We start from the raw sequence: 13,266 nt of genomic DNA, 5'->3' as shown, positions 1-13,266 counted from the left end.
CCATGTCACTGCTTGAAGTCCAGAACCTCGTCGTCGAATTCCCGGGCCGCCGTGGCACGCTGCGGGCGCTGGACGACATCTCCTTTTCCATCGCGCCGGGCGAGATCCTGGGCGTGGTGGGTGAATCCGGTGCGGGCAAGTCGCTCACGGGCGCGTCCATCATCGGCCTGCTGGAGCCGCCGGGGCGCATCGCCTCCGGCCGTATCCTGCTGCAGGGCGAGCGCATCGACGATCTGCCCGCGCACAAGATGCGCCAGGTGCGCGGCCGGCGCATCGGCGCCATCTTCCAGGACCCGCTCACCTCGCTGAACCCGCTCTACACCGTGGGCCACCAGCTGGTCGAGACCATCCGCACCCACCTGCCGATGAACGCCGCCCAGGCCCGCCAGCGCGCCATCGACCTGCTCAAGGACACCGGCATTCCTGCCGCCGAGCAGCGCGTGGACCACTACCCGCACCAGTTCTCGGGCGGCATGCGCCAGCGCGTGGTGATCGCCCTGGCGCTGGCCGCCGAGCCCCAGCTCATCGTGGCCGACGAGCCCACGACGGCGCTGGACGTGTCGATCCAGGCGCAGATCATCCAGCTGCTCAAGAACATCTGCCGCACGCGCGGCGCGGCGGTGATGCTCATCACGCACGACATGGGCGTGATCGCCGAGACCTGCGATCGCGTAGCCGTGATGTACGCCGGCCGCATCGCCGAGATCGGGCCCGTGCACCAGGTCATCAACCAGCCGGCCCACCCCTACACCGCAGGGCTGATGGCCTCGATCCCCGACATGGCGCAGGACCGCGAGCGCCTGAACCAGATCGACGGTGCCATGCCCCGCCTGAATGCCATTCCCCCGGGCTGCGCCTACAACCCGCGCTGCCCCAAGGCTTTCGACCGCTGCCGCACCGAGCGGCCCGATTTGCTGCCCGCCGGCGCCACCCGCGCCGCCTGCTGGCTGCACGACCCCCGATCCGCCGCTGCCGCCGTGGCCGCCGCGGGCCTGGCAGGAGCCGACGCATGAACCACGAAGCCCCCATGACCCTCCGCAGCGACGACGCCCCGGCCCGCCCGGGCCAGCCGCTGGTGCAGGCGCACGACCTGGCCCGCACCTTCGACGTGTCCGCGCCCTGGCTCAACCGCGTGCTCGAACGCAAGCCCCGCACGTTGCTGCATGCGGTGGACGGCGTGAGCTTCGAGATCGAGCGCGGCAAGACGCTGGCGCTGGTCGGCGAATCGGGCTGCGGCAAGAGCACCGTCGCGCGCCTGCTGGTGGGCCTCTACGAGCCCACGCGCGGCGGCTTCACCTTCGACGGGCAGGACGCGCATGCCGCCTTCAAGGGCGGCGACGCACGCGCCATGCGCCGCCGCATCCAGATGATCTTCCAGGACCCGTACGCCAGCCTGAACCCGCGCTGGCTGGTCGAGGACATCGTGGGCGAGCCGCTGCGCGAGCACGGCCTCATCACCGACAAGGCCGAGCTCAAGGCCCGCGTGGGCGAGCTGCTGCGGTCCGTGGGCCTCTCGCCGCTGGACATGGCCAAGTACCCGCACCAGTTCTCGGGCGGGCAGCGCCAGCGCATCTCCATCGCCCGCGCGCTGGCCACCGAGCCCGAGTTCCTGGTCTGCGACGAGCCCACCTCGGCGCTGGACGTCTCCGTGCAGGCGCAGGTGCTCAACATCATGAAGGACCTGCAGCGCGAGCGGCAGCTGACCTATCTCTTCATCAGCCACAACCTGGCCGTGGTGCGCCACGTGAGCGACCAGGTCGGCGTGATGTACCTGGGCCGGCTGGTGGAGCTGGCCGACAAACAGCAGCTCTTCGCCGCGCCGCGCCATCCCTACACGCGCATGCTGCTGGACGCCATCCCCAAGATGCACGACACCGGCCATGCCCGCACGCCCGTGCAGGGCGAGGTGCCCAACCCCTTGAATCCGCCGACCGGCTGCGCCTTCAACCCGCGCTGCCCCCATGCCAACGACCGCTGCCGCAGCGAACGCCCCGTGCTCATCGACGACGGCGGCACGCGCGTGGCGTGCCATGCCGTGGAAGAAGGGCGCATTCCGCGCATCGAGGCCGTGGCGGCCTGAGTTTCAAGGGTTTTCAGGCGCAGGCGATTGATCCGCTTGCGCCTGCAGCTATTGTTTTAATAGCAATCTGCCCGCGCTGCCGGGGCGCAGTCGATCGGGCGCTCACTCAGTTGAAGCGACCCTGTGCGCCGCCCACGCTGTAGCGGCCCGCGCCCAGCAGCATCACGGCCAGCGCGCCGAAGAGGTACAGCCCCTGCAGCTCCAGTGCCCAGCCGCCCTGGCTGGTGAGTGCGAACAGGTCGGCGCGATGCACCAGCGCGAAGGCCACCAGCATGTTGATGACGATGATGGCCGCGCCGGCACGCGTGAACAGGCCCGCGATCAGCAGCAGTGGCGCCAGGACCTAGCCCACCAGCACGCCGTAGGCCACCACGCCCGGCACCCCGGCCTTTTCCAGCATGCCGCTGATGAAGCCCACCCCATGCTGCAGCTTGAAGACGCCGTGCAACAGCACGAGTACGCCGACGGCCAGGCGCAGCACGAGCTTGCCGGCATCGTCGCCCTGGGCTGAGGCGGAAGCTGCGGGGGTGGAACGGGTGGTAACGGTGCGCATGGAAAACCTCTCTTCTGAACGGGATGGGATGTATGGAAAAAAGCGATGCATGCGGCGGGCCCTGTGCGTATGCCCGCAGGTCTGCCGGTCGGTGCATCGCCAGCAGCCCGCAGTGTGCGCAGCCCGTGCCGCGCCGTCTGTGCGCTGGCGCACATGCTTGGACAGTATCCAGCGATGCGTGCGTGCGGTCCAGGGGGCGCCGCAGTCGGTTCGGACCGGCGGCGGAGCAGGGAACTTTCATGCCCCTGTCATGCGTGCTGTCCAGCATCCGAGCCTTCGACAAAGAAGGTTGGGAGATGGACATGCCTTGGCACGAGAGAGCAGACCAGAACATGAAGATGCACGCGAACGCGCCGGCCCTGCGCCGGCGCCCCTGGGCTGGCGGTGCGCTGGCCCTGGCGACCGCGGTGCTGGTGGCCGCTTGCGGTGGCGGATCGGATGGCGCGACCCCCGCGCCCAACCCCACGCCGGCACCCGCCCAGGCCCAGCCGCTGGATCTGACCATCCTGCATATCAACGACCACCATTCCACGCTGGATTCGCGCACCAAAGCGCTGCAGCTGTCCGCCGGAGGTAGCTCGGCGGTGGCAGTGTCGGTGGACGCGGGCGGCTTTCCCCGCGTGGCCGCGGCGATGAGTGAGCTGGCCGCTCAGTCGGCCAACGTGCTCAAGCTGCACGCGGGCGATGCGCTGACGGGCACGCTCTACTTCAACCGCGCGGGCGCCAATGGCGAGGCCGACGCGGCGCTGATGAACACCGTCTGCTTCGACGCCTTTACGCTCGGCAACCACGAGTTCGACAAGGGCGACAGCGGCCTCAAGGGCTTCATCGACCTGCTGCACAAAGGCAGCTGCAAGACGCCCGTGCTCAGCGCCAACGTGCGCTTCGGCGCCAATTCGGCGCTCAACCCGTCCAAGGCCACGGACGGCGTCAACGCCTCCACGGTGGTCGAGCGCGGCGGCCAGAAGATCGGCATCGTGGGCGTGACCATCGCGGGCAAGACCAAGGCCTCTTCCAGCCCCGACCCGGACACCACCTTCGAGGACGAAGCCACCGCCGCGCAGCGCGAGATCGACCGCCTGCGCGCCCAGGGCATCAACAAGATCATCCTCATGAGCCACATCGGCTATGACAACGACCTGCAGATCGTGCCCAGGCTCTCGGGCGTCGATGTGGTGGTTGGCGCCGACTCGCACACCCTGCTGGGCCCCGACACCCTGCGCACCACCGGCGTGGGCACCCCGTCCGGGGCCTATCCGACCCGTCTGGCCGGCAAGGACGGCAAGCCCGTCTGCGTGGTGCAGGCGTGGGAATACGCCCAGGTCGTGGGCGAGCTCAAGGTGCGCTTCGACGCCAACGGCGACGTGGCCAGCTGCGCCGGCACGCCGCACGTGCTGATCGGCGACAGCTTCACCATCGGTGGCAAGGCTGCGACCGATGCGCAGCTGCAGGCGATCAAGGCCAGCGTGGCCGCCGCGGGCTTCCTGCGCACCACCACGCCGCTGGCCTCGGCTGCCAGCGTGCTGCAGCCCTTCAAGGACCGCGTGTCCGTGTTCAACCAGAAGCAGGTCGCCACGGTGCCGCAGGAACTCTGCTCGCGCCGGGTGCCCGGTGGCCAGGGCACGGTGGATTACGGCCGCTCCAGCGCGGCCTGCAATGCAGAAGGGAGCGTGAGCCTGCGCGGCGGCGACATCCAGCAGCTCGTGGCCCAGGCCTATCTGGACGTGGCCAACGCCCAGTACGGCGGCGCCGACATCTCGCTGCAAAGCGGCGGCGGCGTGCGCATTCCGCTCGCGGGCACCGTCTCGGCCGCGCAGGTCATCCAGGTGCTGCCCTTCGGCAACATGCTGTTCCGGCTGGACATCACGGGCACGGAGGTCAAGTCCATGCTCGAAGACGGCCTGGAAGCCGTCTATGGCACGGGCGGCTCCACCGGCCCTTATCCGTACACCGGCGGCCTGCGTTTCGATGTCAACGCCTCGGCGGCCTTCGGCCAGCGCGTGAGCAACATCGAGGTGCGCGATCGCCAGACCGGTAACTGGGGCGCGCTGGAAGCCTCCAAGACCTACAAGCTCTTCGTGCTGAGCTTCAACGCCACCGGCGGCGACGGCTACAAGACCCTGGCCGCCGTGCCCGCCGCGCGGCGCCTGGACATCGGCGTGCTGGATGCCGACGTGTTCTTCACGTACATCGACAAGCAGCCCAAGGATGCGGGCACCGGCCTGCCGGTACTGAGCCGTCTGCCGGTCGCGCTCTACAGCACCAAGAACTTCACGCCGCCTGCGAAGTGACGGACGCAGCGACGGATGCCGGTTACCGCCCGAGGGCCGGCTGCGGCCGGACGCAGGACTGCGGCGGCCTCGTCCGGTGATGTGCGCGGCGAAGGGCGGCGCCGCAGCCCTGGCGGGCAGGGCTGGCAGGCCCTCCTCGCACGGGTGTCGGATCAGGTGTAGCGCTTGGCGCGCAGGTTGTCCTTCATCTGCTGCAGCACGGGTTGCAGCGGATCGCCGATGCGCAGGGCGACGCAGGTGGCGAGCACGTCGATGATGAGCAGGTGCATCAGGCGCGAGACCATGGGGCTGTAGCGGTCGTAGCCTTCGGGGTGGTCGGCTGCCAGGTGGATGTGGCAGGCGCTCGCCAGCGGCGAGCCGCTGGCAGTGATGGCCACAGTGGTCGCGCCGTTCCGGCGGGCGATGTCGGCGGCGTCCATCAGGTCGCGCGTGCGGCCCGAGTTGGAGACGATGAGCAGGCAGTCCCCCGGGCCCAGCAGCGTGGCGCTCATCACCTGCATGTGTCCGTCGCTGGTGCTCAGGCTGGTGATGCCCAGTCGAAAGAGCTTGTGCTGCGCGTCCTGCGCCACGATGCCGGAGTTGCCGGCGCCGTAGATCTCGATGCGGTGGCCCGTCTTCCAGGTGCCGGCGATGGCCTCGACCGCACGCTCGATGGCACCGGTGCTGGCCGCGTTGCGGTACTGCAGGAAGGCGGCCACGGCGTTGTCCACCACCTTCACCAGCACGTCCCCGGTCTTGTCGTCGGCGTCCACGCTGCGGTGGATGAAGGGCACACCCTCGCTCACGCTGCCGGCGAGCTTGAGCTTGAAGTCGGCCAACCCGTCATAGCCCATGCTGCGGCAAAAGCGCACCACGGTGGGCTTGCTCACCCCCGCGCGTGCGGCGAGCTCGCGCACCGGCAGGCGCGCGAAGGCGCGCGCGTCCTGCAGCACCAGGGCGGCCACGCGCTGTTCGGCCGGCGCCAGCGAGGGCAGGGAGGCGGTGATGCGTTCCAGCATGTCAGCCATCCTGCTTCACGCGGTGCAGCGGCGCGCCGGGCGCGGGCGGAGCCAGGCGCGCAAAGGGCTTGCGCATCAGGATTCCTCGATCCAGCTGTGGCCTTCGCGCGCCACCATGGCACTGGCGGCGGCTGGGCCCCAGGTGCCGGCGGCGTACGGGCGCGGGCCTTCGTTCGATTCCTGCCAGGACTGCATGATGGGTTCGACCCAGCGCCAGGCGGCTTCCTGCTCGTCGGCACGCACGAAGAGGTTCAGCCGGCCGGCGATCACGTCCAGCAGCAACCGTTCGTAGGCGCCCACGCGCTCGGTGCCAAAGCGCTGCTCGAAGTCCAGGTCCAGATGCACCTGGGCCAGCGACTGGGCCTCGGCGGCGCGCGCGCTGCGCTTGTCTTGGCCCGCTGCGAACAGGTGCAGCGCGACGCCGTCGCGCGGCTGCAGGTGGATCACCAGCCGGTTGGCCGCGCCGATGGGCGTGCGGTAGATGGGGTGGGGCGTGGCCCGGAAGTTGATGGCGATGTGCGCCTCGTGCGAGGCCAGCCGTTTGCCGGTGCGGATGAAGAACGGCACGCCGGCCCAGCGCCAGTTGGCGATCTCGGTGCGCAGGGCGACGAAGGTCTCGGTGCGGCTGTCGGCCGGCACGCCGGTCTCTTCGGCGTAGCCGGGCACGCGCTCGCCGCCGGTGCTGCCGGCGGTGTACTGGCCGCGCACCACGTCGCGCGCCAGGGTGGCTGGCGTCCAGGGCACCAGGGAATGCAGCACCTTGAGCTTTTCATCGCGGATGGCGTCGGCCGTGGCGTTGATGGGCGGCTCCATGGCGATCGCGCACAGCAGCTGCAGCGCGTGGTTCTGCACCATGTCGCGCAGCGCGCCGGTCCCGTCGTAGAAGGCGCCGCGCTTTTCCACGCCGAGCTTCTCGGCGATGGTGATCTCGATGCTGGCCACCATTTCGCGGCGCCAGAGCGGCTCGAACAGCACGTTGCCGAAGCGCAGCGCCAGCAGGTTCTGCACAGCGGGCTTGCCCAGGTAGTGGTCGATGCGGAAGATCTGCTCTTCGCGGAACACTCGCCGCACGGCGGCATTGATGGCGCGGTTGGATTCGAGGTCGTGGCCCAGCGGCTTTTCCAGCACGACGCGCGTTTTCGGCGTGGCCAGGCCTGCGGCGCCCAGCTGCTCGCAGGCGGTGGTGAAGAGGCTGGGGGCGGTGGCCAGATACATCACCACCGTGTCGGCATTGCGCTCGTGCAGGCGCTCGGCCAGCTGAGCGTAGTCCTCGGGCTTGGACAGGTCCATGCGCTGGTACTGCAGCAGCGCGGCGAAACGCTCGAACTCCTCGGCCGTGGGGCGTTTTTCCTGGATCACGGCGTCGAAGCGGCTGGCGATCAGATCGCGGTAGGCCGTATCGCTCAGGTCGTCGCGCGCCACGCCGATGATGCGCCCGCCTTCGGGCAGCGAGCCGTGACGGAACGCCTGGAAGAGAGCGGGCAGCAACTTGCGCCAGGCCAGGTCGCCCGTGCCGCCGAAAAGGACCAGATCGAAGCTCATGGTGTTCCGTGTCTCCCGTACGATGTTTCGTTGTCGATGCCCGGTATGTTACCGAGTTTCACCAATCGGCATGGGCCTACGTCAGAACCGCTGCGGCCCGGCATACACTTCTGCGCTGTCGTGCGCATCGGCGGCGCCTGAGGCAGGCGGTAACCCGGAATCTTCTGCCGTGGCTGCATCGAGAGGCACGTCATCCCCCAAGGACTAGAGGAAACAAAGCAAATGGCCATGAACCAACTCGATGCGCTCAAGCAGTTCACCACCGTGGTGGCGGACACGGGCGATTTCCGCCAGCTGAGCGCCTTCGAGCCGCAGGATGCGACCACCAACCCCTCGCTCATCCTCAAGGCCGTGCAAAAGCCCGAATACGCGCCGCTGATGACCGAGGCCGTAGCCCGCTGGCGCGGTCAGCCGCTGGACGAGGTGATGGACCGGCTCATCGTGCGCTTCGGCTGCGAGATCCTCTCGCTGATTCCGGGCCGCGTGTCCACCGAAGTCGATGCGCGCCTCTCGTTCGACACGGCCGCCACCGTGGCGCGGGGCGAGCGCATCATCGCCCTCTATCAGGCCGAAGGCATCGCCCGCGATCGCGTGCTGATCAAGATCGCCTCCACCTGGGAAGGCATCCAGGCCGCGCGCCAGCTCGAAGAGCGCGGCATCCGCACCAACCTCACGCTGCTGTTCTCGTTCGCCCAGGCCGTCGCCTGCGGCCAGGCCAAGGTGCAGCTGATCTCGCCCTTCGTCGGCCGCATCTACGACTGGTACAAGAAGCAGGCCGGCGCCGGCTGGGACGAAGCCGCCATGGCCGGCCCCAACGACCCGGGCGTGCAATCGGTGCGCCAGATCTACCAGCACTACAAGCGCTTCGGCATCGCCACCGAGGTCATGGGCGCGAGCTTCCGCAACACCGGCCAGATCATCGCGCTGGCCGGCTGCGACCTGCTCACCATCGCCCCCGACCTGCTGGCCCAGCTGGCTGCGAGCGATGCGCCCGTGCAGCGCGCGCTGGACCCGGACGCCGCACGCGGCCTGGACCTGCCGGCCGTGGAGTACGACGAGGCGGGCTTCCGCTACGCACTCAACGCCGACGCCATGGCCACCGAGAAGCTGGCCGAAGGCATCCGCGCCTTCGCGGCCGACGCGGCCAAGCTCGAACAGCTGATGCAGGCGGCCGCATGAGCGGCGGCGATGTCCTTCCCACCCGCACCCGCTGCGACCGCACGCCCGCCTGGGCGCAGCTGCAGGCGCATTTCGAGGGGGCAGGCCGCGGCTTCGACCTGCGCGGCGCCTTCGCGGCCGAGCCGGAGCGTTTCGAGCGCCTGAGCCTGCAGGCGCCGCATGTCTTCGCCGACCTGTCCAAGAACCTGATCGACGCCCGGGCCGAAGCCCTGCTGCTGCAGCTGGCGCGCGAGACGGGCCTGGAAGGCTATCGCGACGCGATGTTCGCAGGCGCCGCCATCAACCACACCGAGCAGCGCGCCGTCATGCACTGGTTGCTGCGTAATCCGGCTCCAGCGCAGGATTTACCTGGGAAGCATGCTACTGAAAATGTAGCGGGCGCGGTGGCTGACGGCCTCAAGGATGTCCACGCCACGCTGGACGCGATGCTGCAGCTGGCCGAGCGCGTGCGCGCCGACGACGCCATCACCGACGTGGTCAACATCGGCATCGGCGGCTCCGACCTGGGCCCGTCGATGGCCGTCAAGGCGCTCGAAGAGCTGTGCCATCCGGGCAAGCGCATGCACTTCGTCTCCAACGTCGATGGCATGGAGCTGGGGCGGGTGCTGCGCCAGCTCAAGCCCGAGAGCACGCTGTTCCTCGTCGCCTCCAAGACCTTCACCACGGCCGAGACCATGTCCAACGCGCATGCCGCGCGCGACTGGTTCATCGCCCACGGCGGCAGCGACGACCGGGCGGCTCCGCTGTCGCTGTCGCGCCACTTCTACGCGCTCACCACCAATGTGGAAGCGGCGGCGAAGTTCGGCATCGACACCACACTGGGCTTCTGGGACTGGGTGGGCGGGCGGTATTCGCTCTGGTCCGCCATCGGCCTGCCGATCGCCATCGCCATCGGCGCGGAACATTTCCGCGCGCTGCTGGCCGGCGCCCATGCCATGGACGAGCATTTCCGCACCGCCCCGCTCGAACAGAACCTGCCCGTGCGCCTGGGCCTGCTGGACGTCTGGTACCGCAACTTCCACGGCTTTGCCAGCCGCAGCGTGGCGCCCTATAGCCACGGCCTGCGCCGGCTGCCCGCCTACCTGCAGCAGCTGGAGATGGAGAGCAACGGCAAGGGCGTCGATGCGCAGGGCCAGCGGCTGCCCTTCGCCACCTCGCCCGTGGTCTGGGGCGAGCCCGGCACCAACGGCCAGCACGCCTTCTTCCAGATGATCCACCAGGGCACGGACGTGATCCCGGTGGAGTTCATCGCCCTGCGCCAGGGCGGCGCCGACCTGCCCGCGCAGCATCCGCGCCTGCTGGCCAACGCGCTGGCCCAGGCCCGCGCGCTGATGCTGGGCAAGGACAGCGAGGACGGCCACCGCCACTTCAACGGCAATCGGCCCAGCACCTTCCTGCTGCTCGACCGGCTCGAACCCGCTGCGCTGGGCGCGCTCATCGCGCTCTACGAGCACCGCGTGTTCGTGACCGGCGCGATCTGGGGCATCAACAGCTTCGACCAGTGGGGCGTGGAACTGGGCAAGGTGCTCGCCAAGGACCTGGAGCCGCGCCTCGCCTCGGGCGACGTGCAGGGGCTGGATGCCTCCACGGCCGGCCTCATGCGGCGGCTGATGCCGCAGGGCTGACGCGCCTCTTCTTTCGTCGATCCTCAGGCCGAAAGCCCGCTGCATGCGGGCTGTCGTCTTTGCGGGCGTGCTCGACGCAGCGGTCCCGTGCGGCGACGGCTGCCTTGATCCGATGCACGGCGCTGGGGCGGTGGACTTCGCCGGCCTGGTCAATCACGGCGGGGATGCTGGCCGCCGGCTGAACGACACGAACGACACGAACGGGCATACCCAAGAAAAAAGGGCCGCTTTCGCGGCCCTTTCGTCGTGGTGAGCGAGGCTCAGCCGGGCATTACATGCCCATGCCGCCCATGCCACCCATGCCGCCCATGTCGGGCATGCCACCGGCAGGAGCGTCGTCCTTCGGTGCTTCGGCGACCATGGCTTCGGTCGTCAGCAGCAGCGAGGCCACGGAAGCGGCGTTCTGCAGAGCGGTGCGGGTGACCTTCGTGGGGTCCAGGATGCCCAGCTCGAGCATGTCGCCGTAGGTGTCGTTGGCGGCGTTGAAGCCGAAGTTGCCGGAACCTTCCAGCACCTTGTTCACGACCACCGAGGGCTCGCCGCCGGCGTTGTAGACGATCTCGCGCAGGGGCGCTTCGACGGCCTTGAGCACCAGCTTGATGCCGGCTTCCTGATCGACGTTGTCACCCTTGACCTTGTCGCCCACGGCTTGCTTGGCACGCAGCAGCGCCACGCCGCCACCGGCCACGATGCCTTCTTCCACGGCAGCGCGGGTAGCGTGCAGGGCGTCTTCCACGCGGGCCTTCTTTTCCTTCATCTCGACTTCGGTGGCAGCACCGACCTTGATGACGGCCACGCCGCCGGCCAGCTTGGCCACGCGCTCTTGCAGCTTTTCGCGGTCGTAGTCGCTGGTGGCTTCTTCGATCTGGATGCGGATCTGCTTGACGCGGGCTTCGATGTCACCAGCGGCGCCGGCGCCGTCGATGATGATCGTGTTTTCCTTGCCCACTTCGATGGTCTTGGCTTGGCCCAGGTCGGCCAGCGTGACCTTCTCGAGCGTGAGGCCCACTTCTTCCGCGATGACCTTGCCGCCCGTCAGGATGGCGATGTCTTCCAGCATGGCCTTGCGGCGGTCGCCGAAGCCAGGCGCCTTGACGGCCACGACCTTCAGGATGCCGCGGATGGTGTTGACCACCAGCGTTGCCAGGGCTTCGCCTTCGACTTCTTCTGCGATGATCAGCAGCGGACGGCCAGCCTTGGCGACTTGCTCCAGCGTGGGCAGCAGGTCACGGATGTTGCTGATCTTCTTGTCGAACAGCAGCACGAAGGGGTTGTCCAGAATTGCGGCTTGCTTTTCGGGGTTGTTGATGAAGTAGGGCGACAGGTAGCCGCGGTCGAACTGCATGCCTTCCACGACGTCCAGCTCGTTGTCCAGGCTCTTGCCGTCTTCAACGGTGATCACGCCTTCCTTGCCGACCTTGTCCATCGCGTCGGCAATGATCTTGCCCACGGATTCGTCGGAGTTGGCGGAGATCGAACCCACTTGGGCGATTTCCTTGGAGGTGGTCGTGGCCTTGGAAGCCTTCTTCAGCTCTTCCACCAGGGCGACGACAGCCTTGTCGATGCCGCGCTTCAGGTCCATCGGGTTCAGGCCGGCGGCCACGTACTTGGAGCCTTCGCGCACGATGGCTTGGGCCAGCACGGTGGCGGTGGTCGTGCCGTCACCGGCGATGTCGTTGGTCTTGGAGGCCACTTCCTTCACGAGCTGGGCGCCCATGTTCTGCAGCTTGTCCTTGAGTTCGATTTCCTTGGCCACGGACACGCCGTCCTTGGTCACGGTGGGGGCGCCGAAGGAGCGCTCGAGCACCACGTTACGGCCCTTGGGGCCCAGGGTGACCTTGACCGCGTTGGCCAGAACGTTCACGCCTTCAACCATGCGGGCGCGGGCTTCGCCGCCGAAAACTACGTCTTTTGCTGCCATGTTTGGCTCCTCAAAATTGGGTTCAAAACGGCTGCTGGCGCTTGTGTATCAACCGCGAGCAGCTATGGAAATATGAGTGTTTGCGGTGCGGGAGAAGGATTACTTCTCGACGACTGCGAACAGGTCGTCTTCCTTCATCACCAGCAGCTCGTCGCCGTGGACCTTGACGGTCTGGCCCGAGTACTTGCCGAACAGAACGCGGTCACCGACCTTCACGTTCAGGGCGACGACTTCGCCCTTGTCGTTCTTCTTGCCGGGGCCCACGGCCAGGACTTCGCCTTGATCGGGCTTTTCGGCAGCGTTGTCGGGGATCACGATGCCGGAGGCGGTCGTGGTTTCGCTTTCAATGCGCTTGACGATCACGCGATCGTGCAGGGGGCGAAGATTCATTTGCATCTCTCCTGGTTCAAAAAAGGACTGCGGTCTCAACAAGAGGACACCGGCTCGGGGCCGGTGCCCGGGATGGCAGCCGGAGTGTGTTGTTAGCACTCGCCGGCATCGAGTGCTAATGATACGGGCATTCGTCCTATTTTCAAGATGGGGTGCGACGAATGGGTGACTGGTGTGTAAGCGCTCGTCGCCGTTCGCAAGCCGGGATCGGGGCTGATCAGCCCTCCTGCGCGATACACACCTACCAGCTGCCGCCCGCGTCGAACCTGCTGCGCATCCTGATCCCTTCCTCGATCCATCCATCCAGCTGCGTCGTCGTGTGCAGGGCCAACCGCATGCAGGCCAAGGGCTGCGGGCGGCTGCTCGTGGCCTCTGGCGGTATGCGCCGCGGCGGTGGTGAATACGTCGATCGGCAGATGGTCGCCTCCGACCAGGGCCTCTCGCTGGGGGCGGTCTTCTCTCGCGGCGATGCCGGCGGCATCCGCAAGCGGCGCCTCCAAGAGCGACTTCGCCGGCCCGGGCCGCCGGATACGACGAGGGCCTTCCCGTCGCCACCCGCCTGCGCGTGGTGACCCGGGGCCTGCTTTCGCACTGGGTGGGGGCGAGCAGAGGGCGGCAGGTTCCCGCAGTCCGCGTGTGAAAGCATGCGGCCCGGCCCTCCGCGGCCGGGTGTCTCCTTCATGGGGC

The 13,266-nt window shown here is 68.2% G+C and carries 11 protein-coding genes and 1 pseudogene; 7 read left to right on the top strand and 5 right to left on the bottom strand.

What is annotated here, in order from left to right; translation table 11 throughout:
* The first annotated feature begins 2 nt into the window (after nucleotides 1-2).
* Both AC3A84_RS10860 and AC3A84_RS10855 read left to right on the top strand, forming a co-directional pair.
* Nucleotides 3-1,013 carry an ABC transporter ATP-binding protein gene (locus AC3A84_RS10860; protein ID WP_092940462.1) on the top strand — a complete coding sequence of 337 codons (1,011 nt, stop codon included), beginning with the start codon at nucleotides 3-5 and terminating at the stop codon, nucleotides 1,011-1,013.
* A 14-nt stretch (nucleotides 1,014-1,027) separates the two neighbouring features.
* Nucleotides 1,028-2,080 carry an ABC transporter ATP-binding protein gene (locus AC3A84_RS10855; protein ID WP_487969705.1) on the top strand — a complete coding sequence of 351 codons (1,053 nt, stop codon included), beginning with the start codon at nucleotides 1,028-1,030 and terminating at the stop codon, nucleotides 2,078-2,080.
* Nucleotides 2,081-2,186: 106 nt separating this feature from the next.
* Here AC3A84_RS10855 and AC3A84_RS10850 read toward each other — a convergent pair.
* Nucleotides 2,187-2,633, bottom strand: a pseudogene (locus AC3A84_RS10850) (DoxX family protein).
* A gap of 332 nt (nucleotides 2,634-2,965) precedes the next feature.
* Between AC3A84_RS10850 and AC3A84_RS10845 the strand changes: the two are divergent.
* Nucleotides 2,966-4,924: a bifunctional metallophosphatase/5'-nucleotidase gene (locus AC3A84_RS10845; protein WP_487969704.1), complete on the top strand. Its 1,959-nt coding sequence runs from the start codon at nucleotides 2,966-2,968 to the stop codon at nucleotides 4,922-4,924.
* 152 nt (nucleotides 4,925-5,076) lie between these two features.
* Here the strand turns inward: AC3A84_RS10845 and AC3A84_RS10840 are convergent, their stop codons facing one another.
* Together AC3A84_RS10840 and zwf are read right to left on the bottom strand one after the other, a co-directional pair.
* On the bottom strand, nucleotides 5,077-5,922 hold the full coding sequence (locus AC3A84_RS10840; RefSeq protein WP_487969629.1) for a MurR/RpiR family transcriptional regulator: 846 nt from the start codon (nucleotides 5,920-5,922) through the stop codon (nucleotides 5,077-5,079).
* A gap of 75 nt (nucleotides 5,923-5,997) precedes the next feature.
* Complete coding sequence (gene zwf, locus AC3A84_RS10835) at nucleotides 5,998-7,464, bottom strand: glucose-6-phosphate dehydrogenase (protein WP_487969628.1); 1,467 nt, start codon at nucleotides 7,462-7,464, stop codon at nucleotides 5,998-6,000.
* A gap of 228 nt (nucleotides 7,465-7,692) precedes the next feature.
* On the opposite strand from zwf, the gene tal reads away from it, so the two are divergent.
* The 3 genes from tal to AC3A84_RS10820 are packed head-to-tail and all read left to right on the top strand — an operon-like array spanning nucleotide 7,693 to nucleotide 10,521.
* Nucleotides 7,693-8,643, top strand: coding sequence for a transaldolase (gene tal, locus AC3A84_RS10830; RefSeq protein ID WP_487969627.1), 951 nt, complete (start codon nucleotides 7,693-7,695; stop codon nucleotides 8,641-8,643).
* On the top strand, nucleotides 8,640-10,268 hold the full coding sequence (gene pgi / locus AC3A84_RS10825; protein WP_487969626.1) for a glucose-6-phosphate isomerase: 1,629 nt from the start codon (nucleotides 8,640-8,642) through the stop codon (nucleotides 10,266-10,268). Before tal ends, pgi begins: the two co-directional genes overlap by 4 nt.
* Before the next feature lie 43 nt (nucleotides 10,269-10,311).
* Nucleotides 10,312-10,521 carry a hypothetical protein gene (locus tag AC3A84_RS10820; protein WP_487969625.1) on the top strand — a complete coding sequence of 70 codons (210 nt, stop codon included), beginning with the start codon at nucleotides 10,312-10,314 and terminating at the stop codon, nucleotides 10,519-10,521.
* Between the two features lie 18 nt (nucleotides 10,522-10,539).
* Here AC3A84_RS10820 and groL read toward each other — a convergent pair whose 3' ends face one another.
* A complete protein-coding gene (gene groL / locus AC3A84_RS10815; RefSeq protein ID WP_092940477.1) occupies nucleotides 10,540-12,189 on the bottom strand; it encodes a chaperonin GroEL in 1,650 nt (549 codons plus the stop codon).
* Between the two features lie 99 nt (nucleotides 12,190-12,288).
* On the bottom strand, nucleotides 12,289-12,579 hold the full coding sequence (locus tag AC3A84_RS10810) for a co-chaperone GroES (RefSeq protein WP_056660833.1): 291 nt from the start codon (nucleotides 12,577-12,579) through the stop codon (nucleotides 12,289-12,291).
* A 161-nt stretch (nucleotides 12,580-12,740) separates the two neighbouring features.
* Between AC3A84_RS10810 and AC3A84_RS10805 the strand changes: the two genes are divergently transcribed.
* Nucleotides 12,741-13,151 (top strand): hypothetical protein, encoded by a 411-nt coding sequence (locus tag AC3A84_RS10805; protein WP_487969624.1) that lies wholly within the window; start codon nucleotides 12,741-12,743, stop codon nucleotides 13,149-13,151.
* Nucleotides 13,152-13,266 lie beyond the last annotated feature (115 nt).

The sequence above is a fragment of the Paracidovorax sp. genome (assembly GCF_057642795.1).
The sequence above is the reverse complement of the archived record's forward strand: the minus strand, read 5'-3'. Positions and strand labels throughout refer to the sequence as shown.

Bases quoted from the DNA above. Each gene is read 5' to 3' on its own strand.
- AC3A84_RS10840 (WP_487969629.1), bottom strand. From the start codon at position 5,922: ATGCTGGAACGCATCACCGCCTCCCTGCCCTCGCTGGCGCCGGCCGAA.
- AC3A84_RS10855 (WP_487969705.1), top strand. From the start codon at position 1,028: ATGACCCTCCGCAGCGACGACGCCCCGGCCCGCCCGGGCCAGCCGCTG.
- groL (WP_092940477.1), bottom strand. From the start codon at position 12,189: ATGGCAGCAAAAGACGTAGTTTTCGGCGGCGAAGCCCGCGCCCGCATG.
- AC3A84_RS10820 (WP_487969625.1), top strand. From the start codon at position 10,312: ATGCGGGCTGTCGTCTTTGCGGGCGTGCTCGACGCAGCGGTCCCGTGC.
- tal (WP_487969627.1), top strand. From the start codon at position 7,693: ATGAACCAACTCGATGCGCTCAAGCAGTTCACCACCGTGGTGGCGGAC.
- AC3A84_RS10805 (WP_487969624.1), top strand. From the start codon at position 12,741: ATGGGTGACTGGTGTGTAAGCGCTCGTCGCCGTTCGCAAGCCGGGATC.
- zwf (WP_487969628.1), bottom strand. From the start codon at position 7,464: ATGAGCTTCGATCTGGTCCTTTTCGGCGGCACGGGCGACCTGGCCTGG.
- AC3A84_RS10810 (WP_056660833.1), bottom strand. From the start codon at position 12,579: ATGAATCTTCGCCCCCTGCACGATCGCGTGATCGTCAAGCGCATTGAA.
- AC3A84_RS10845 (WP_487969704.1), top strand. From the start codon at position 2,966: ATGAAGATGCACGCGAACGCGCCGGCCCTGCGCCGGCGCCCCTGGGCT.
- AC3A84_RS10860 (WP_092940462.1), top strand. From the start codon at position 3: ATGTCACTGCTTGAAGTCCAGAACCTCGTCGTCGAATTCCCGGGCCGC.
- pgi (WP_487969626.1), top strand. From the start codon at position 8,640: ATGAGCGGCGGCGATGTCCTTCCCACCCGCACCCGCTGCGACCGCACG.